At 67.4% G+C, this 18653-nt stretch carries 16 protein-coding genes and 1 pseudogene; 12 read left to right on the top strand and 5 right to left on the bottom strand.

What is annotated here, in order from left to right:
* The 8 genes and pseudogenes from BP68_RS03300 to cydX form a co-directional block, all read left to right on the top strand.
* Positions 1-108 (top strand): annotated as a pseudogene (locus tag BP68_RS03300) (electron transfer flavoprotein subunit alpha/FixB family protein); the annotation flags it as partial.
* Between the two features lie 82 nt (positions 109-190).
* A complete protein-coding gene (locus BP68_RS03295; RefSeq protein ID WP_496369034.1) occupies positions 191-1981 on the top strand; it encodes an acyl-CoA dehydrogenase in 1791 nt (596 codons plus the stop codon).
* A 106-nt stretch (positions 1982-2087) separates the two neighbouring features.
* The gene (locus tag BP68_RS03290) at positions 2088-3047 is read left to right on the top strand and encodes an NAD(P)H-dependent flavin oxidoreductase (protein WP_496369032.1); all 960 of its coding nucleotides are present in this window, start codon (positions 2088-2090) and stop codon (positions 3045-3047) included.
* A gap of 287 nt (positions 3048-3334) precedes the next feature.
* A complete protein-coding gene (gene cydD, locus BP68_RS03285) occupies positions 3335-4999 on the top strand; it encodes a thiol reductant ABC exporter subunit CydD (RefSeq protein ID WP_496369076.1) in 1665 nt (554 codons plus the stop codon).
* Complete coding sequence (locus BP68_RS03280; protein WP_496369030.1) at positions 4996-6681, top strand: amino acid ABC transporter ATP-binding/permease protein; 1686 nt, start codon at positions 4996-4998, stop codon at positions 6679-6681. The genes cydD and BP68_RS03280 overlap by 4 nt, the downstream gene beginning before the upstream one ends.
* A gap of 55 nt (positions 6682-6736) precedes the next feature.
* A complete protein-coding gene (locus BP68_RS03275; protein ID WP_496369028.1) occupies positions 6737-8323 on the top strand; it encodes a cytochrome ubiquinol oxidase subunit I in 1587 nt (528 codons plus the stop codon).
* Between the two features lie 18 nt (positions 8324-8341).
* Positions 8342-9493 (top strand): cytochrome d ubiquinol oxidase subunit II, encoded by a 1152-nt coding sequence (gene cydB, locus BP68_RS03270; RefSeq protein WP_496369026.1) that lies wholly within the window; start codon positions 8342-8344, stop codon positions 9491-9493.
* A 39-nt stretch (positions 9494-9532) separates the two neighbouring features.
* Positions 9533-9670 (top strand): cytochrome bd-I oxidase subunit CydX, encoded by a 138-nt coding sequence (gene cydX / locus BP68_RS03265; protein WP_428162859.1) that lies wholly within the window; start codon positions 9533-9535, stop codon positions 9668-9670.
* A 51-nt stretch (positions 9671-9721) separates the two neighbouring features.
* Here the strand turns inward: cydX and BP68_RS03260 are convergent, their stop codons facing one another.
* On the bottom strand, positions 9722-10318 hold the full coding sequence (locus BP68_RS03260; RefSeq protein WP_496369074.1) for a GbsR/MarR family transcriptional regulator: 597 nt from the start codon (positions 10316-10318) through the stop codon (positions 9722-9724).
* A 155-nt stretch (positions 10319-10473) separates the two neighbouring features.
* Here BP68_RS03260 and BP68_RS03255 point away from each other — a divergent pair, with 155 nt between their 5' ends.
* Positions 10474-11631 carry an acyltransferase family protein gene (locus BP68_RS03255; protein ID WP_496369024.1) on the top strand — a complete coding sequence of 386 codons (1158 nt, stop codon included), beginning with the start codon at positions 10474-10476 and terminating at the stop codon, positions 11629-11631.
* Between the two features lie 60 nt (positions 11632-11691).
* Here the strand turns inward: BP68_RS03255 and rnk are convergent, their stop codons facing one another.
* The 4 genes from rnk to BP68_RS03235 form a co-directional block, all read right to left on the bottom strand.
* Positions 11692-12099 carry a nucleoside diphosphate kinase regulator gene (gene rnk, locus BP68_RS03250; RefSeq protein ID WP_496369022.1) on the bottom strand — a complete coding sequence of 136 codons (408 nt, stop codon included), beginning with the start codon at positions 12097-12099 and terminating at the stop codon, positions 11692-11694.
* 283 nt (positions 12100-12382) lie between these two features.
* Positions 12383-13246 carry an S-formylglutathione hydrolase gene (fghA, locus tag BP68_RS03245; RefSeq protein WP_496369020.1) on the bottom strand — a complete coding sequence of 288 codons (864 nt, stop codon included), beginning with the start codon at positions 13244-13246 and terminating at the stop codon, positions 12383-12385.
* A 109-nt stretch (positions 13247-13355) separates the two neighbouring features.
* Positions 13356-14471, bottom strand: a complete 1116-nt coding sequence (locus tag BP68_RS03240) for an S-(hydroxymethyl)glutathione dehydrogenase/class III alcohol dehydrogenase (protein WP_496369018.1) — start codon at positions 14469-14471, stop codon at positions 13356-13358.
* Between the two features lie 49 nt (positions 14472-14520).
* Entirely contained in the window at positions 14521-14787 is a 267-nt protein-coding gene (locus tag BP68_RS03235) for a metal/formaldehyde-sensitive transcriptional repressor (protein ID WP_496369016.1), read from the bottom strand.
* A gap of 823 nt (positions 14788-15610) precedes the next feature.
* Between BP68_RS03235 and BP68_RS03230 the strand changes: the two genes are divergently transcribed.
* From BP68_RS03230 to BP68_RS03220, 3 genes are all read left to right on the top strand, one after another.
* On the top strand, positions 15611-15892 hold the full coding sequence (locus BP68_RS03230; RefSeq protein ID WP_496369014.1) for a hypothetical protein: 282 nt from the start codon (positions 15611-15613) through the stop codon (positions 15890-15892).
* 29 nt (positions 15893-15921) lie between these two features.
* Positions 15922-16449: a hypothetical protein gene (locus tag BP68_RS03225; RefSeq protein ID WP_496369012.1), complete on the top strand. Its 528-nt coding sequence runs from the start codon at positions 15922-15924 to the stop codon at positions 16447-16449.
* A 745-nt stretch (positions 16450-17194) separates the two neighbouring features.
* The gene (locus BP68_RS03220; protein WP_496369010.1) at positions 17195-18649 is read left to right on the top strand and encodes a hypothetical protein; all 1455 of its coding nucleotides are present in this window, start codon (positions 17195-17197) and stop codon (positions 18647-18649) included.
* The last annotated feature ends 4 nt before the right edge of the window (positions 18650-18653 follow it).

Raw genomic sequence — 18653 nt, 5'->3', positions numbered from 1 at the left:
ATCGTGGCGATCAACAAGGACCCGGAGGCGCCGATCTTCTCGGTGGCGGACTACGGGCTGGAGGCAGACCTGTTCGCGGCCGTGCCGGAACTGGTCAAGGCGCTCTAAGCCGCAGTGCCGGCACAAAGGCATCGCTTGCGATGCCTTTTTTTTTCATCACATTCGTACTGTATTTGAGTTGGAGATCCCCATGAGCTACGTCGCCCCCGTGAAGGACATGCTGTTTGCCATCGAGCACCTGGCCCGCATCGACCAGGTCGCGCAGATTCCCGGCTTCGAGGATGCGGGGCTGGACACCGCCGCCGCCGTGCTGGAGGAATGCGCGAAGTTCAACGAAGGCGTGGTGGCGCCGCTCAATGTGGAGGGCGACAAGAACCCGTCGTCCTGGAAGGATGGCGCGGTCACGACCACGCCCGGCTTCAAGGAGGCGTTTCGCCAGTTCGCCGAAGGCGGCTGGCAGGGACTGCAGCACCCCGTGGACTTTGGCGGCCAGGGCCTGCCCAAGACCATCGGCGCGGCCTGCATCGAGATGATCAACAGCGCGAACCTGAGCTTCGCGCTGTGCCCGCTGCTGACCGATGGCGCCATCGAGGCGCTGCTCACGGCCGGCAGCGACGCGCTCAAGGCCACTTACCTCGACAAGCTCATCTCCGGCCAGTGGACCGGCACGATGAACCTCACCGAGCCCCAGGCCGGCTCCGACCTGGCTCTGGTGCGCACCAAGGCCGATCCTCAGCCCGATGGCACCTACAAGGTGTTCGGCACCAAGATCTTCATCACCTACGGTGAGCACGACATGGCCGAGAACATCGTCCACCTCGTGCTGGCACGCGTGGCCGGCGCGCCCGAGGGCGTGAAGGGCATCAGCCTGTTCGTGGTGCCCAAGTTCCTGGTGAATGCCGACGGCAGCCTGGGCGCGCGCAACGACGTGCACTGCGTGTCCATCGAGCACAAGCTGGGCATCAAGGCATCGCCCACGGCCGTGCTGCAGTTCGGCGACCATGGCGGCGCCGTGGGCTACCTCGTGGGCGAGGAAAACCGCGGCCTGGAGTACATGTTCATCATGATGAACGCCGCGCGTTACGCGGTGGGCGTGCAGGGCATCGCGGTGGCCGAGCGGGCCTACCAGCAGGCGGTGCAGTACGCGCGCGACCGCGTGCAAAGCCGCCCCGTGGACGGCAGCGTGGCGGGCAGTGCGGCCATCATCCACCACCCCGACGTGCGCCGCATGCTGATGACCATGCGCGCCTACACCGAAGGCTGCCGCGCCATGGCCACCACGGCCGCTGCCGCCTACGACGCCGCGCACCACCATCCCGATGCAGAAGTGCGCAAGCAGAACGCCACGTTCTACGAATTCATGGTGCCGCTGGTCAAGGGCTACAGCACGGAGATGAGCCTGGAGGTGACCAGCCTGGGCGTGCAGGTGCACGGCGGCATGGGCTTCATTGAGGAAACGGGCGCTGCGCAGTACTACCGCGACGCCAAGATCCTGACCATTTACGAAGGCACGACCGCCATCCAGGCCAACGACCTGGTGGGCCGCAAGACGGCGCGCGACGGCGGCCAGTCGGCCCAGGCTATTGCGGCCCAGATCGAGAAGACCGAGGCCGAACTGCTCGCCGCCGGAACGGACGACGCCAAGGCCGTGGCCGGCCGGCTGGCGGCGGCGCGCAAGGCGTTCCTGGACGTGGTGCAGTTCATTGCCGGCGGCGCCAAGGCGCAGCCCAATGACGTGTATGCAGGCAGCGTTCCCTACCTGATGCTGACCGGCAACCTGGTGGCCGGCTGGCAACTGGCGCGTGCGTTGCTGGTGGCGCAGGAGCTGTCGTCCAAGGGACAGGACGTGGCGTTCATGCAGGCCAAGATCGCTACTGCGCGCTTTTATGCCGAGCACATCCTGGTGAAGGCTCCGGGCCAGCGCGACGCCATCGTCGAGGGTGCGGCCAGCGTCACGGCGCTGCCGCTGGAGGCCTTCTGACGCCATCCACCAGGGTGTGAGGTTGCAATTAAATTGATAGCTGCTAGCGCTTTTCCATCAAGCGCTAGAGCCTGATTTTCATATAAATCTATTGGAGACTGTGTCGATGTCCAAGCTACCGCCCGTATTGCAGAAACTGTCACTGCCCGTGATCGGCTCGCCGCTGTTCATCATCAGCAACCCCAAGCTGGTGATCGAGCAGTGCAAGGCGGGCATCGTGGGCTCCATGCCGGCGCTCAATGCGCGCCCGGCCGAGCAGCTCGATGACTGGCTGGCCGAGATCACCGAGACGCTGGCGGCCTGGGACAGGGCGCACCCCGAGGCGCCTTCGGCACCGTTCGCCATCAACCAGATCGTGCACAAGAGCAACGACCGCCTGGAGCACGACATGCAGCTGTGCGCCAAGTACAAGGTGCCGATCATCATCACGTCGCTCGGCGCGCGCGAGGACGTGAACCAGGCCGTGCATGGCTGGGGCGGCGTGGTGCTGCACGACATCATCAACAACAAGTTCGCGCGCAAGGCCATCGAGAAGGGCGCCGACGGCCTCATCGCCGTGGCGGCGGGCGCGGGCGGGCACGCGGGTGTGAAGAGCCCCTTCGCGCTGATCCAGGAAATCCGCGAATGGTTCGACGGCCCGGTGGCGCTGTCGGGCTCCATCGCCTCGGGCGGCGCCATCCTGGCCGCCCAGGCCATGGGCGCGGACTTTGCCTACATCGGCTCGGCCTTCATCGCCACGCACGAGGCGCGCGCCCACGATGCCTACAAGCAGGCCATCGTGGACGGCACGTCGGACGACATCGTCTACAGCAACCTGTTCACGGGCGTGCACGGCAACTACCTGGCGCCGTCGATCCGTGCGGCAGGGCTGGACCCCGACAACCTGCCCGAGTCCGACCCGAGCAAGATGAACTTTGGCGGCGACGCCAAGAAGGCCTGGAAGGACATCTGGGGCTGCGGCCAGGGCATTGGCGCCATCCGAGAGGTCACGGGCGCGGGCGAGCTGATCGCACGCCTCAAGCGCGAATACCAGCAGGCGCGTGAGCGCGTGCTGGCGCCGGCCTGACGGCCCACCGCCGGCGAGGCGAACCCCCATCCCCCACACACGGCGCCTTCGGGCGCCGTTTTCTTTGGGGCTTCCGGCTCCCGAGAGGGGGCCACAGCGGCTGCCGGCCGTGATGGGCAGCGCGCACACCGGACTGCCGCACTCGGGTTCCGTCATCCTGTCATACGGCTAGTGCAATATTGTTTAGAATTGTTTGCGTAATTTCAGTAAATACTGAAATTTCAGAATAAATGAACAAACCTTGTGCTCCGTCATCGTCCGGTTTCGACCGGCTTGCGCGCCGACCCATGGCGGGGACGGGGCGGCTGGTACTGGCTTCGCTGCTGTGGCTGCCCCAGGCGCTGCTGCTGGCGCTGGCGGTGCAGGCCATCGCCGATGGGCGGGGCACGGCGCCGCTGTGGCCCCTGGCCGCTGGCGTGGCGCTGCTGGGCGCGCTGCGTGCCTGGTGCGAGGCCAGCGGCGCGCGCAGGGCCCAGTTGCAGGCGCGTTCCCTGCTGAGCACGCTGCGCATGCAGGTGCTGCGTTCGCTGGCGGGCACCTCGCCGCTGGACCGCCGGCGCGCGGCCTCCGGCCAGGCGGCCAGCGCCATCGCCGAGCAGGCCGAGGCCATCGTGCCCTGGCTGTCGCGCTACCAGACCGCCATGTGGCGCGTGCGCACCGTGCCGCCGCTGATCGCGCTGGCCGTGGCCAGCCAGAGCTGGGTGGTGGCCCTGGTCCTGGTGCTGGCCGCGCCGTTGATTCCGCTGTTCATGGCCATCGTGGGCTGGCGCGCCAAGGCGGCCAGCGAGGCGCAGATGGTGGAGCTGGGCGGCATGAATGCCTTCTTGTTGGACCGTCTGCGCGGCCTGTCCACGCTGCGCGCGCTGGGCGCCGTCGACGCCACGGCCCAGCGCCTGCGCGCCAACGCCGAATCGCTGCGCGAGCGCAGCATGCGCGTGCTGCGCATCGCCTTTCTCTCATCGGCGGTGCTGGAGCTGTTCTCGGCCCTGGGCGTGGCCATGGTGGCCGTTTATGTCGGTTTTCATCTGCTGGGCCATCTGCCCTTCGGCAGTTGGGGCCAGACCCTGACGCTGGGCCAGGCGCTGTTCGTGCTGCTGCTCGCGCCCAGCTTCTTCGATCCGCTGCGCGAGCTGTCTGCCGTCTGGCATGACCGGGCCAGCGGCGAGGCCGCGCTGCAGGCATTGGACAAACTGGGCCATGACGCGCAGCCGCTGCCCGGAGCCCTTGCCGCACCGGTCCGGTCTGGCGGCCGGGCCTGCGCCTTGCGCCTGGAACAGGTGCGGCCCCAGGCGCCCGGCGGTGCCTGCACGCTGGCCCCCCTGAACCTGGACGTGCGGCCCGGCGAGCATGTGGCGTTGTGGGGCCCCAGCGGCAGCGGCAAGTCGCTGCTGTTGGCGCAGATCGCGGGCCTGCTGCCCGTGGCCGGGCCGGGTTCCATCCATGTGGACGGCCAGTTGCTCGATGCCGAATCGGCGGGCAGGCTGCGCACGCGCATGGCCTGGATGGGGCAGAGCCCTTATGTGTTCGCGGGCTCGGTGGCGGGCAACCTGGCGCTGGGCCGCCAGGGCCTGGCCTTCGATGATCTGCGCCAGGCCATGCGGCTGGCGGGGCTGGGCGCGGTGGCCCAGGCGCGTGCCGGCGCCACGCTGGGCGAAGGCGGGGCCGGCCTGTCGGGCGGCGAGATCGTGCGGCTGGCACTGGCCCGCCTGGCCCTGGCGCCCGATGCCGGTCTGCTGCTGGTCGACGAACCCACGGCCCATCTTGACCCGGCCACGGCCGCGCAGGTCACCGACGCCCTGCTGCAGCTAGCGCGTGGGCGCACGCTGATCGTTGCCACCCATGATGCCGAACTGGCCGCCGCCATGCATCGCGTGGTGCCACTGGTGCCCGGGGCCGGGGCCCCTGCGCGGCACCGCCCGGCCGACATGGCCAGCGCGGAGTGCGCCGCATGAAGCCCCGCTCCCGCCTGTTGGATGTGCTCGCGGCCCTGGCCCGCATGGCGCCGCGGCGCCTGTGGCTGGGCGGCGCGCTGCTGGCCCTGCTCACGGTGCTCATGGGCATGGCGCTGCTGGGTCTGTCGGGCTGGTTCATCACGGCCACGGCGCTGGCCGGCCTGGTGCCGGCCACGGCCCTGGTCTTCGATGTCTTCATGCCCTCGGCCGGCATCCGCCTGCTGGCGCTGGGGCGCACGGGCACGCGCTACGCCGAGCGGCTGGTCACGCACGATGCCACCCTGGCCGTGCTGGCCGCGTTGCGCGAGCGGCTGCTGCGCAGTTGGGCCACGCCCGCCGCGGCGCAAAACCTGCGGTTGCGCCCGGCGCGGCTGCTGCAGCGGCTGACGGCCGACGTGGACGCGCTGGACAGCCTGTACCTGCGCCTGTTCGTGCCGCTGGTGGCGGCCGCTGGCGCCACGCTGATGGCGGCCATTGCCCTGGGGTTCATGCGCTGGTGGTTGGGCCTGGCCTTGGCCGCCTGGCTGTTGCTCACGGGGCTGGGCAGCGCGCTGTGGCTGGCGCGCGCCGCGCGCCGCCCCGCCGTGCGCCGTGCCTTGGCGCTGGAGTCGCTGCGGGCCCGCACCGCCGACCTGGTGGCCGGGCAGGCCGAGTTGGTCATGGCCGGCACCCTGGCCGCGCATGGCGAGCGCATCGCCGCGCTGGATGCGCGCGTGGCAGGCGCGGACCGCGTGCTCTACGGCCTGGAGGCCAGGGCGTCCTTCATCCAGGGCCTGTGCGCGGCGCTGGCACTGGCCGGCGTGCTGCTGGGCGTGGGCTGGCTGGCCCAGGCCGGCTTGCTGGGGGCGCCCGTGGCTGCGCTGGCCGTGCTGCTGGTGCTGACGGCCATGGAGCCGTTCGCCGCATTGCGCCGTGGCGCCCTGGAGGCAGGCCGCAGCGGCCTGGCCGCGCGCCGGCTGGCGCCCGCTGTGTGCGGCCAGGGCGATGCCGGCCAGATTTTGCCGGCCGCACCGCACGCCGGCCTGGCCGTGGAGCTGGAACAGGCCGTGGCACCCCATGGCGCCAGGCTGCCGCAGCGCTTGCGCATCCACGAGGGCGAGCGCGTGGCCCTGCTGGGCGCCAGCGGTGCGGGCAAGACCACGCTGCTGTCGCTGATGGCGGGCGAGCTGCAGCCGCTGGATGGAACCGTGCGGGCGCAGCGCTGCACCTGGATGACGCAGCGCACCGAGCTGTTCGAGGACAGCCTGCGCGACAACCTCTTGCTGGCCAGCCCCGGCGCCGACGATGCGCGGCTGTGGGCGGCGCTGGAGGTCGCGGGCCTGGCGACGGACGTGCGCGCCATGCCGCAGGCGCTGGATACACGCCTGGGCGAGGGCGGGCTGGGCCTGTCGGGCGGCCAGGCGCGGCGCCTGGCACTGGCGCGGTTGCTGCTGAGCCCCGCGCGCTGCTGGCTGCTGGACGAGCCCACCGAGGGGCTGGACGCGCCAACGGCTGCTGACCTGCTGGCGCGCCTGGAAGGCGCTGCGCAGGGGCATACCGTGGTCCTGGCCACCCACAAGCTGCGCGAGGCCCGGCTGGCCGACCGCCTGCTGTGGGTGCGCGAGGGCAGGGTGGTGTCACAGGCGCGGCGCGGCACGCCGGCCTTCGACGAGGCGCTGGGCCGTCTGCGACAGGACGCTTGAGCACAGGCTGGCCGCAAGGAATTCATCCCAAGTACCCGAGAGAAAGGATCTCACCATGGACCTCGACATCGTCGATTTATCGCGGCTGCAGTTCGCGGTAACGGCGCTCTACCACTTCCTGTTCGTTCCGTTGACCATCGGCCTGGCCGTGATCATCGCCATCATGGAGACCGTCTACGTGATGACGGGCCGCACCATCTGGCGCGACATGACGAAGTTCTGGGGCACGCTGTTCGGCATCAACTTCGCCATGGGTGTGGCCACGGGCATCGTGATGGAGTTCCAGTTCGGCATGAACTGGAGCTACTACAGCCACTATGTGGGCGACATCTTCGGTGCGCCGCTGGCCATCGAGGGGCTGATGGCCTTCTTTCTCGAAGCCACCTTCGTGGGCCTGTTCTTCTTCGGCTGGGACCGCATGAGCAAGGTGGGCCACCTGGTGGCCACCTGGTGCGTGGCCCTGGGCTCGAACTTCTCGGCGCTGTGGATCCTGATCGCCAACGGCTGGATGCAAAACCCCGTGGGCGCGCAGTTCAATCCCCAGACCATGCGCATGGAGGTCACCGACTTCTTCGCGGTGCTGACCAACCCCGTGGCGCAGGCCAAGTTCGTGCACACGGTCTCGGCCGGCTACGTGACGGCGGCCATCTTCGTGCTGGGCATCTCGGCCTGGTACCTGCTCAAGGGCCGGCACATCCACCTGGCGCGCCGCTCCATGACGGTAGCTGCCTCGTTCGGCCTGGCGGCCGCGCTGTCGGTGGTGGTGCTGGGTGACGAAAGCGGCTACCTGTCGTCGGAACACCAGAAGATGAAGCTGGCCTCCATCGAGGCCATGTGGGACACCGAACCCGCGCCGGCCGCCTTCACGGCTTTCGGCTTTCCCGACAAGGAGGCGCGCGAGACGCATTACGCCGTGCACATTCCCTGGGCCATGGGCCTGATCGGCACGCGTTCGCTGACCACCGAGATCCCGGGCATCAACGACCTGGTCAAGAAGACCGAGCAGCATGTGCGCGACGGCATCGTGGCCTACGACGCGCTGGAGACCATCCGCGCCGTGCGCGCACCGGACCCGGTGCCGGCCGAGGCCAAGGCAGCGTTCGAGGACAAGGGCGCCCTGCTGGGCTATGCGTTGCTGCTCAAGCGCTATGTGGACGACCCACGCCAGGCCACGGATGCGCAGATCCAGCAGGCTGCCTGGGACACGGTGCCGGCCGTGGGGCCGCTGTTCTGGAGCTTCCGCGTCATGGTGGGGCTGGGCATGTTCTTCATCGTGCTGACGGCGACCTTCTTCTGGCTGTCGGTGCGCCGCAGGCTGGACGCCCATCCCTGGCTGCTCAAGCTTGCGGTGTTCGCCATTCCACTGCCGTGGATCGCCGCCGAATGCGGCTGGATCGTGGCCGAGGTGGGCCGCCAGCCCTGGATCATCGAAGGCGTGCTGCCCACGGCGCTGGCCGTCTCCAACCTGGGGGCGGGCACGTTGCTGCTGACCATCGCCGGCTTTGTCGCCATCTACACCGTGCTCTTCGTCATCGAGATGAAGCTGCTGGTCAAGGCCATTCGCAAGGGGCCACAGGAGGAAAGTGCGCCGCACCTGACCACCTACTTTCCGTTGATGCAAAAGCTCGCCCGCGGGCAATGAGCAGGGGAGATTGAAATCATGATTCTTCACGAACTGCTGAGTTACGACGTCCTGCGCCTGCTGTGGTGGGGACTGCTGGGCGTGCTGCTCATCGGCTTTGCCGTGACCGACGGGTTCGACCTGGGCGCCGGTGCGCTGCTGCCGCTGGTGGGCAAGACCGACGTGGAGCGCCGCGTCGTCATCAACAGCGTGGGCCCCGTGTGGGAGGGCAACCAGGTCTGGTTGATCCTGGGCGGCGGCGCCATCTTCGCGGCCTGGCCGCAGCTGTATGCCGTGTCGTTCTCGGGCTTCTACCTGGCCATGTTCGCCGTGCTGGTGGCGCTGATCCTGCGCCCCGTGGCCTTCAAGTTCCGCAGCAAGCGCGAAGAACCCGCCTGGCGCGCACGCTGGGATGCCGTGCTGTGCATGGCCGGCGTGGTGCCGGCGCTGATCTTCGGCGTGGCCGTGGGCAACGTGCTGCAGGGCGTGCCTTTCCGCCTCGCGCCCGACATGCGCATCTACTACGAGGGCACGTTCTTCGGCCTGCTCAACCCGTTCGCGCTGCTGGCCGGCCTGGTCTCCCTGGCCATGCTGCTGATGCATGGCGCGTCCTGGCTGGTGTTCAAGACCGAGGGTGAGGTGGCGGCCCGTGCGCGCCGCTTCGGCGTGATCGCGGCCATCGCCACCACGGTACTGTTTGCCGTGGCCGGCGTCTGGCTGGCGGCGTTGAACGGCTACCGCATCACCAGCGTGGTCAACCCCGTGGGCCCGTCCAATCCGCTGTTCAAAACGGCCGAAGTGCATGCCGGCGCCTGGTTCGCCAACTACCGGGCACTGCCCGCGCTGTACCTGGTGCCGGCCCTGGGCCTGCTGCTGCCGCTGCTGGCGGCCCTGGGCATGTGGCTGCGCCGCGAGTGGCTGGCCCTGCTGTCCAGCGGCCTGGGCATTGCGGCCATCATCGCCAGCGTGGGAGCGTCCATGTTCCCGTTCATCCTGCCCTCGTCGCTGAACCCGCAGCACAGCCTCACGGTCTGGGATTCCTCGTCCAGCCATCTGACGCTGTTCATCATGCTGGTGTGCGCGCTGATCTTCGTGCCCATCATCCTGGCCTACACCAGTTGGGTCTACAGCGTGCTGCGCGGCAAGGTCGATCCCATGGCCATCATCGAAGGCCGGGGCCACTCTTATTGATTCGCCGGCTCACGAAGCTGCAAGAAAGGAAACAACACCATGTGGTATTTCGCCTGGTTGCTCGGCCTGCCGCTGGCGGCGGCCTTCGCGGTGCTCAACGCGATGTGGTACGAACTGATGGATGACGAGGCCACGCGCCGCGAGTTGCTGGCCCGCGAAAAGCCTGCCAAGCACTGAAAGAAAAACAGCTCCCTCGGGAGCTGTTTTTCTTGTCCGGGTGGCCCGTGATCAGTCGTTCGTCGCGTCGGGCTTGGCGCGGCCCTTTGTGCCCGTGACGCGGTCCTTGAACTCGAGCAGCCGCGTCACGGCCGTGCCCATGCCCATGAGCTGCATGGCGGTCTCGGGCGACAGGCGCTGCACGTCGTCGAACCAGTTCATGAGCCGGTCGATCAGCTCGTACATGTCGCGCATGCGCTGCTGGGCGTAGCGCTCCTCGTCGGTCGAGGCCTCTTCCAGCATGGCGGCGCGCAGCATGGACTGGGTGGGTTCGATCTCGCGGCGGCGGCGCTCCTCGGCCAAGCGGCGGAAGATCTCCCAGACGTCCTGCGGCGCCTCGAAATATTCGCGCCGGTCGCCGGGCTGGTGGCGCAACTGGACCAGGCGCCAGGCCTGCAGCTCCTTGAGCCCCATGCTGACGTTGGAGCGCGAAAACTCCAGCGTCTCGGCGATCTGGTCGGCGTTGAGCGGCTCCGGCGACAGGAACAGCAGGGCGTAGATCTGGCCCACGGTGCGGTTGATGCCCCAGCGGCTGCCCATCTCTCCAAAGTGCGAGACAAATTGCCGGTTCAACGCGGGAAGAGGTTTGGATTGCGCCATGGCCGTCATTGTGCCCCGCGCGCGCACAGCGCCGCCGCGGCTGCGGGCGCCGTGCATGCACGGGCCGAAAGGCGCACAATGGCGGCCTTGTTTTTTGCCTTCATCCTCTGTCGCAGGCACGGGTCCGGCCGCGCGGAGGCCCCACACCGTCCCGATTGCCACCCATGTCCCACGTTAGCCGCAGTGCGTTGATTGACTGCACCAAGGGCTTGGCCTGTGCGGCCATCGTCTGGCACCACCTGGCGTTCTATGGCCCCATGTCCGACGTGGCCCGCCAGGTCGTGCCCGGGCTGATCGACTGGCTGTACGAGTACGCGCGCATGGCGGTGCAGGTGTTCCTGGTGCTGGGCGGCTTTCTGGCTGCCGCGAGCCTGGCCCCGCAAGGGCAGGCGCGGTTCGATGCGCCCTGGACCCGGATCGCGCGCCGCTTTATGCGGCTGGTCGTGCCCTATGCGGTGGCATTGGTGCTGGCGATCGTGGTGCAGGCGGCCGTGCGGCCGTGGTTCGAGCATGAGTCGCTCTCCGGCGAGCCTGACCTGTGGCAGCTGTTGGCCCATGCCCTGCTGCTGCAGAGCATCCTGGGCGAGGAATCGCTGTCGGCCGGCGTGTGGTACGTGGCCATCGACTTCCAGCTGTTTGCGCTGACCACGCTGCTGCTGGCCGGCGTGGCATGGGCCGGTGCGGCGCTGCGCCGGCGCTGGGGCGATCAGATGCCGGCCCGCTGCTGGCCATGGCCCGTGAGCGTGGCCCAGGTGCTGGTGGTGGCGGGCGTGGCGGCATCGCTGCTGGGCTTCAACCGCGATGCGCAATGGGACATCTGGGCGGTGTACTTCTTTGGCGCCTACGGGCTGGGCATGCTGGCGTACTGGGCGGTGCAGGCTCCACGTGCCCTGGGGGCCTGGAGCTGGGCCCTGCTGATGACGGCCCTGGTGGTCGCGGCGCTGGGCCTGGAATGGCGCCCGCGCATCGCGCTGGCGGGCGTCACCGCGCTGGCCCTGGTGGCGGCCATGCGCAGCCCCGCCATGGCAGGGTGGAAGGGCTGGGCGCCGCTGAACCGGCTGGGGCAGATGTCCTACTCGGTCTTCCTCGTGCACTTCGCGGTGTGCGTGTTCGTCAATGCCGTGGTCAGCCAGGCATGGCCGCAGTCCATAGCCGCGGCCATGACGGGCATGGTGGCGGCGTTCGGTCTGTCCCTTGCCGCGGGCCATGTGCTGTACGAGCGCGTGGAGCGGCATGTGCCCACCTGGCAGTCCGCACTGCGCTGGCAGGCGGGGCTGGTGGGGACGGGGCTGCTCACCGCCCTGGTGGCGGGCTTTTACTGAACACAAAAAAGGCAGCCGGTGGGGCTGCCTGGATGTTCGGGGACCGAAGCCCGGCAGCGTTCAGCGGTGCAGTTCGCCCGCGCTTTCGGGCTGGAACTCGATGGCGTCCACGCGCACCGTGACCTGGCCCGTGGGGCTGGGCATCTGGAATTCGTCGCCCACGCTCAGGCCCAGCAGCGCGATGCCCACGGGCGCGAAGACCGACACCTTGTCGCTGGAGCCGTCCATCTCCCGTGGGTACACCAGGGTCAGCGTATTGGTCTTGCTCGACTCCAGGATGGTGAAGCGCACGGTGGAGTTCATGGTCACCACGTTGGGCGGCATGTCCTTGGGGTCGAACACATCGGCGCGGTCCAGCTCGGCCTCCAGCGCCTCGCGGCCGGGAAACGGGGTGCTCTGCTTTTCCAACAGGGCTTCGATGCGCTCCATATCCAGGGACGACAGGATGACGTGGGGCTTGCGCTGCATGGTATGACTCCCTTGTGGTGTGTGGGTGGCGAGGGGTCGCGGTCGCCGCTGCCTGCAGCGGCCGCTGGCGTCCCGACAACGCTCAAACGGACAAAAGCCCGGGCAACGGGGTTGTCCGGGCCAAGGCATGTACTCAGAAAGCACCATCTTGGTGCGATGGCTGGATTGTGGGGCCGAGGCCCGCTTTTGCCAAGAGATCTCGCACGCCGTCAGTGCGAATTGCCGCGGGCTTGCAGGAAGCCGGCAAATTGCGTAGGGACGGCCTGCGGGCGTGGTGGCTTGGCTACTGCAGGCCCAGCTGCTGCGCATGGTGGCGCAGGTGGTCGTCGATGAAGCTCTGGATGAAGTAGTAGCCGTGGTCGTAGCCCGCGTGGCGGCGCAGCGTGAGTGGCTGGCCGATGGCGGCGCAGGCAGCTTCGAACAGGTGCGGGTGCAGCTGGTCGGCCAGGAATTTGTCGGCCAGGCCCTGGTCGATGAGGATGCCGGCCGGGTAGGGCGCCAGCGGATAGTTCTCCAGGAGCACGGTGGCGTCGTGCTCGCCCCAGGTCATGCGGTCGGGGCCCAGGTATCCGGCAAAGGCCTTCTCGCCCCACGGGCAGCGCGTGGGTGCGCAGATGGGGGCGAATGCCGACAGGCTCTTGAAGCGGCCCGGGTGGCGCAGCGCCAGCGTCAGCGCGCCATGGCCGCCCATGCTGTGGCCGAAGATGCCCAGCCGCGCCTCGTCGATGGGCAGGGTGGCGGCGATGAGCGGCAGCAGCTCCTGGACCAGATAGCTTTCCATGCGCCAGTGCGTGGCCCAGGGGGCCTGCGTGGCATCGAGGTAGAAGCTGGCGCCCACGCCGAAGTCCCAGGCGTCCGACTCGCCGGGTACGCCGGCGCCGCGCGGGCTGGTGTCGGGCGCGATCAGGGCCATGCCCAGCTCGGCGGCCAGGCGCTGGGCGCCGGCCTTGACCATGAAGGTTTCCTCGGTGCAGGTCAGGCCCGCCAGGTACAGCAGGGCGGGCACCTTCTCGCCGGCCACGGCCTGCGGCGGCAGGAAGACGGAGAAGCGCATCGGCAGGCCGATTTCGCGCGATGCATGCTGGTAGAAGCGCTGCTCGCCTTGGAAGCAGGCATGTTCGCTCAGGAGTTCAACGGAAGTGGACATGGGCGGTATGCTCCTAGTTCAATAGCTGTTTGCGCTTGATCGGCAATGGTTCCAGGTATTAAATGCCATGAAACCATTGCGTATCAAGCGCAAGATGCTCCTGTTTTTGTCAGGCAGCGTAGCGGACCACCGAGCGGATGGACTTGCCTTCGTGCATCAGGTCGAACGCCGCGTTGATGTCCTGCAGGCCCATGGTGTGGGTGACGAAGGGCGCCAGCTGGATGGTGCCGGCCATGGCGTCCTCGACCATGCCGGGCAGCTCGCTGCGGCCCTTGACGCCGCCGAACGCCGTGCCCAGCCACTTGCGGCCCGTCACCAGCTGGAACGGGCGGGTGCTGATCTCCTGCCCCGCGCCGGCCACGCCGATGATCACGCTCTGGCCCCAGCCGCGGTGCGCGCATTCGAGCGCCGCGCGCATCACGTTGACGTTGCCGATGCATTCGAAGCTGTGGTCCACGCCCCAGCCGGTCATCTCCACGATCACCTGCTGGATGGGCTTGTCGAAGTCCTTGGGGTTCACGCAGTCGGTGGCGCCGAAGGTGCGAGCCAGATCGAATTTGCCTGGGTTGGTGTCGATGGCGATAATGCGGCCCGCCTTCGCCATCTGGGCGCCCTGGATCACGGCCAGGCCGATGCCGCCCAGGCCGAACACGGCCACGGTGTCGCCCTCCTGCACCTTGGCGGTGTTCTTCACGGCGCCCAGGCCGGTGGTCACGCCGCAGCCCAGCAGGCAGACCTGCTCGGGGTTGGCGTCGGGGTGGATCCTGGCCAGCGACACCTCGGCGACCACGGTGTATTCGCTGAACGTGCTGCAACCCATGTAGTGGTAGACGGGCTGGCCGTTGTACGAAAAGCGCGTGGTGCCGTCGGGCATCACGCCCTTGCCTTGCGTGGCGCGCACGGCCACGCACAGGTTGGTCTTGCCACTCTTGCAGAACAGGCATTCGCCGCATTCGGCGGTGTACAGCGGGATCACATGGTCGCCGGGCTTCACGCTGGTCACGCCTTCGCCCACTTCCACCACTATGCCCGCGCCCTCGTGGCCCAGCACGGCCGGGAACAGGCCCTCGGGGTCGTCGCCGCTCAAGGTGAAGGCGTCGGTGTGGCACACGCCGGTGTGGGTGATCCTGACCAGCACTTCGCCCTTTTGCGGCGGGGCTACGTCGATTTCGACGATCTGCAGGGGTTCTCCAGCCTTGAAGGCAACGGCGGCGCGGGATTTCATGGGTGGGCTCCTCAGTTCGAAAAGATACGGGGGTGAATCGGCAGAAAAATCATTTCAGGTACGAGCGCAGCAGGGCCAGGGTTTCCTGCACCGCCTCGGGCGACGGCGCGGGCTGCTGGGCCAGGGTTTCGCGCACATGGCTGTCGAGCAGGTCCGCCATCAACCCGTGCACGGCGCCGCGCATGGCGGCCAGCTGCTGCAGGATGGGGGCGCAGTCGCTGCCCGCCTCCACGGCGCGCTCCAGCGCCTGCGCCTGTCCGCGGATGCGGCGCAGGCGGGTGATGGCGCGTTGCTTGTCTTCGGGGGAGTGGGGCATCGGCGAAGCGGCGTTGCTGTGCTTGTACTGGGTGGGAGTATATGAACGAAGCGCTTATCCTGCTTGCGAAAGACCCTTGATAAGGATGGTTACCCCGGGGGAGTATGTGCGGGAAAGGTCTTTCCCGGCCAAGCAGTGGCCTGGATGGGTGGCGGGCAAGGGAGTGAAAAGGTGCCGAGGAACGGGCAGGAACGGCCGGCACGCGACAGGCGTGCAGAGCCAATGCGATTGCGCCGGCGAAGCTGAATTTTTTGGGGGTGGGGGTGTGGGCGATGTGCAAGTCCTGCTGGACTATCACCCGGAATGCCTGGTGCAGTTGGACAACCGCACCAGGATTCGCAGTGCCGAGAATTGGCTCCCCATATTGGGCTCACTGCGAACCGCAAGGCTGGTGCTGGTCCGGCCTGGGAATGTGATGGCGCGAAACCGTGTAGTTCCGTTGACGCTTGCGGCATGAGGCGGCATCGTGCGGTTCGCGCGGGTTGCCCGCGTGTCTCCAAAGGGAACTACCCGTTCGGGGCCGGTCTTACGGACTGGCCCCTTCTTTTTGGGGTGATATTTCTATGCGCAACGCTGCGCAATTTGGATTAAAGTCGCAGTGCCTGAGTGAAATCAGGCCGGGTTGGGAAGCCCGAATGGAGCGGCGCGAGCCGCTACGGATTACATAGCGGCTTTTTTGCGTCTGTGCCACGTTTACGGCGGCCCGGGCGTGGGGAGCCGTAATGGCTCGCCGGTGCTCCATCGGTCTTCCCACCCGCGTTCGGGCCGCCACCCTGTTGGGAAGCAGGGGGGCGGTACTTCAAACCGCGAATGGAGCACAGACATGAACCAACAAACCGACACCGCCGCGTCCGGCGGCGACCTGGGGGCGATACACGAAGATTTCCGCGAGGCCGTGCTGGAGGCCAGGCGCAGTCAACGCGCGCTGGGGCTGCTGGTGGGGTTGCTACACGGGGAAACCGAAGCGTCGTTCACCGTGACGGATCGGGAGGGCATGGCTGTGCTGCTGGAGAGCATTCAGGAGCGGCTGGACCTGTCGATTCAGGGCCTGGGCGCAACGGCCCAAGCGCTGGGTATGCCGGATGCGTGGGAGTTGGTGCACTGAGATGGCGGGGAGGGGTGATGGCGGACAACATGGATCTGTGGGCCAGTGCAATGGCCGAAGTCGAAAATCCGCAGGCACGTGACGCTGGCCTTTGGGCGAGGTGCTTTGCCGAAGCGGACGGGAGCGACGCCAAGGCGAAGGCCGCGTACATCAAGCTCCGGGTTGAACAACTGACGCCCGCGCCCGCCATCGGGTACTGCCCCAACTGCAACGCTGAACTTGCATTGAATGCGGAAACTTGCCTCAGATGCAAAGCGATCTTCACGCAGGGGTCGGATTGGGCGCCAACCGCTATGCCGCAGGGCGCCGTCTCTAGAGTCAGCGTGTCGCCAACGCCTTCCGAGCAGAGCGGCGCCAATGTTTCGAGAATCAAATGGTGGTTGTGGGTTCCACTCGCTTTAGTTGCGGTCTTTTTTCTCTTCCCATACATCGCTTACTCGCCCGCGAAGCGCGCTGCAATTTCTGCACGCGCGAACTGTGAGCGAGTTTTCCCTATGGAGAGGGGGCGCCAATGCGATCAGGTTTACGACGAGGCGCTTCGTCGGTACTCCAAATAGCTTTGATACAAGCCTGAAGGAGTCTGTGATGAGTTGGCTTGTCCATTGCCTGACTAAGCTCATCCTTGCTCTGTCGCTGATCGGTGCATTGAGCGTTGCCCATGCTGGACAGCAATGCGCAATCAGCGATGGGAACACTTATGTAGCGCTTCCCAAAGATGGTCCTATGCCTGCCTCCAGTCCCATCCAAATCAAGAAAGGGATGCGATACGAGGTCGGGCCACTGATGGCGGGTTGGATCGGCGTGCAGGTGAACGGCGACTTTGTGTGGGCAAGAGCGACCATCTTTGCGTACTCGTGCCATCCCACTGTTGGGGGGAAGACGTACGCGAGTCGCAATCCGCAACCCTTCAAGTCGCCCACTACAAACATCAATGTTTCGCCTCCACCCAGCGCTGGCGGATGTCCCTGCGGCAGTGGGCGTGTCTGCGTTGGTCCAAGAGGTGGGAGGTACTGCATCACCAGCGGTGGCAACAAGCGCTACGGGCAGTGATGCCTCACCTGGAACTATGAAATAAATAGCTTGAAGCGCTTTATTAACAAGCGCTGTAGCGTCATTTCACCCCCTTTTTCTGCTAGGACCTTGGGCGGCAAGATGCCAGCATGCCCAAGGATTGGTCCGCGCAGATTCCCACCGTCAATTTCCGCTGCGGCGCGTGCCGCCGCGCGTTCGAGGGGATTCCCGACCTGGTGGAGAACGTGCCGGATCAGGAATGGCAGCTGCCGGCGCACGGGCAAGACGGCGGTGAAGGAGATGTACCACCTGGAGATGCTGGCCACCACGCCCCACCAAGAGCTGGGCATCGTGGCGCCGCGCATGCAGCAGAGCCAGAACAACCTGAACTACCTGATCGACGGCATACGGCGCAGCGAGATGCTGACGGCCTTCATTGCCCACAAGCAGGGGCGCCCGCAGCTCAAGGACACGGCGTTCCAGTTCGTGAACGGCTCCAAGGCCAGCGCCTACGGGATCATGAGCCAGATCGACGGCGACTCGATCACCTACGCCAGCCTGGAGGAGACCGACGACATGCCGCAAGACCGGCTGATGTCGCGTTTTCTGCCCATGCTGGGCGCGGCGCGGCGGCTGGGGGTGGACCGGCGCGAGACGGTTTTCAAGCCCAGCATCCGCATCAGTGGCGTGTACAAGGGCGCCGACGTGCTGCAGCGCCTGATCGACACGGGCGAATACCACACGCTGCCCACAATAGACGTGCACCTGGGCGTGCAGCTGGGCCTGGTGGATGCGGACTGGGCGGCCAGCATGCAAAAGCAGCTGCCGCCGGAGGAGTACATCCGCCAGTTCCTGGGCATGAACATCCGGGCGCAGAACTGGATCTGGGAGGAGCACATTCGCCGCGCCAGCGCCCTGGGCCTGGAGGCAGGCCTGCAGCGCGCCTGCCCGCTGCCGGGCGAGCGGTACCGGCGCCGCGGCCTGCTGTCGCTGGGCTACGACCACACGGGCCACGGCGAAGACCCGGCCGCCTCCAAGTCCGCCCTGGTGATCTGCGAGCAGATCGGCAACTGGCTCACCTTCCCCTATGTGCGCATGTGGGCGCCCGGCGTTGATGACCGGGTGCTGGCGCGCGACCTGGTGGCGATCTGGGACTACTTCCGGCCCGACTACGCGGTGGGCGACGCCTACGGCGTGGGCATGCTCACGGCGGTGAACGACGAGCTGTTCAGCAAGGGGCTCACCCACATCAACCGCGAGACGGTGGCCGATGGCCAGAGCACGGCCACGGCCTGGAGCCAGTGGGCCTTTGCCCCGCAGCGCTTCGAGGGCATGGTCAAGCACATCATGGCCAGCGCCCTGCGCGAGGCCTTCCACCACAACCGCGCCGCCTTCCCCTACGTGGACACGGCGGACGAGCGCGAGCCCGAGGAATGGCTGGCCTTCGTGCGCCAGATGGGAAACATCAAGGCCCAGCCCACCCAGGCCAGCTACAGCAGCTTCTCGATGGTGGACCGCAAGACGGGCGACGACTTGTTCGACGCGGCCTGCGCGGCCGTCTACGCGCTGCTGACTCGCGGCCTGGCCGACGTGCCCACGGTGATCCAGAGCCGCAAGCAGACGCGCGAGCAGCTGCTGGGCATGGGCGGCGGTGTGGCCGGGCTGCTGCAGCGGGCCATGGGCGGCCTGCGCGCGTGGGGGCAGGCCTGGGCACCCAGCGCCGGCGGCGTGCTGGTGCCCGCATGAAAGG

This window comes from Diaphorobacter oryzae DSM 22780, assembly GCF_059568935.1.
Note: the sequence above shows the minus strand (reverse complement) of the source record. Positions and strands in the feature narration are given on the sequence as shown.

Bases quoted from the DNA above. Each gene is read 5' to 3' on its own strand.
- BP68_RS03295 (WP_496369034.1), top strand. From the start codon at position 191: ATGAGCTACGTCGCCCCCGTGAAGGACATGCTGTTTGCCATCGAGCAC.
- BP68_RS03290 (WP_496369032.1), top strand. From the start codon at position 2,088: ATGTCCAAGCTACCGCCCGTATTGCAGAAACTGTCACTGCCCGTGATC.
- cydD (WP_496369076.1), top strand. From the start codon at position 3,335: ATGGCGGGGACGGGGCGGCTGGTACTGGCTTCGCTGCTGTGGCTGCCC.
- BP68_RS03280 (WP_496369030.1), top strand. From the start codon at position 4,996: ATGAAGCCCCGCTCCCGCCTGTTGGATGTGCTCGCGGCCCTGGCCCGC.
- BP68_RS03275 (WP_496369028.1), top strand. From the start codon at position 6,737: ATGGACCTCGACATCGTCGATTTATCGCGGCTGCAGTTCGCGGTAACG.
- cydB (WP_496369026.1), top strand. From the start codon at position 8,342: ATGATTCTTCACGAACTGCTGAGTTACGACGTCCTGCGCCTGCTGTGG.
- cydX (WP_428162859.1), top strand. From the start codon at position 9,533: ATGTGGTATTTCGCCTGGTTGCTCGGCCTGCCGCTGGCGGCGGCCTTC.
- BP68_RS03260 (WP_496369074.1), bottom strand. From the start codon at position 10,318: ATGACGGCCATGGCGCAATCCAAACCTCTTCCCGCGTTGAACCGGCAA.
- BP68_RS03255 (WP_496369024.1), top strand. From the start codon at position 10,474: ATGTCCCACGTTAGCCGCAGTGCGTTGATTGACTGCACCAAGGGCTTG.
- rnk (WP_496369022.1), bottom strand. From the start codon at position 12,099: ATGCAGCGCAAGCCCCACGTCATCCTGTCGTCCCTGGATATGGAGCGC.
- fghA (WP_496369020.1), bottom strand. From the start codon at position 13,246: ATGTCCACTTCCGTTGAACTCCTGAGCGAACATGCCTGCTTCCAAGGC.
- BP68_RS03240 (WP_496369018.1), bottom strand. From the start codon at position 14,471: ATGAAATCCCGCGCCGCCGTTGCCTTCAAGGCTGGAGAACCCCTGCAG.
- BP68_RS03235 (WP_496369016.1), bottom strand. From the start codon at position 14,787: ATGCCCCACTCCCCCGAAGACAAGCAACGCGCCATCACCCGCCTGCGC.
- BP68_RS03230 (WP_496369014.1), top strand. From the start codon at position 15,611: ATGAACCAACAAACCGACACCGCCGCGTCCGGCGGCGACCTGGGGGCG.
- BP68_RS03225 (WP_496369012.1), top strand. From the start codon at position 15,922: ATGGATCTGTGGGCCAGTGCAATGGCCGAAGTCGAAAATCCGCAGGCA.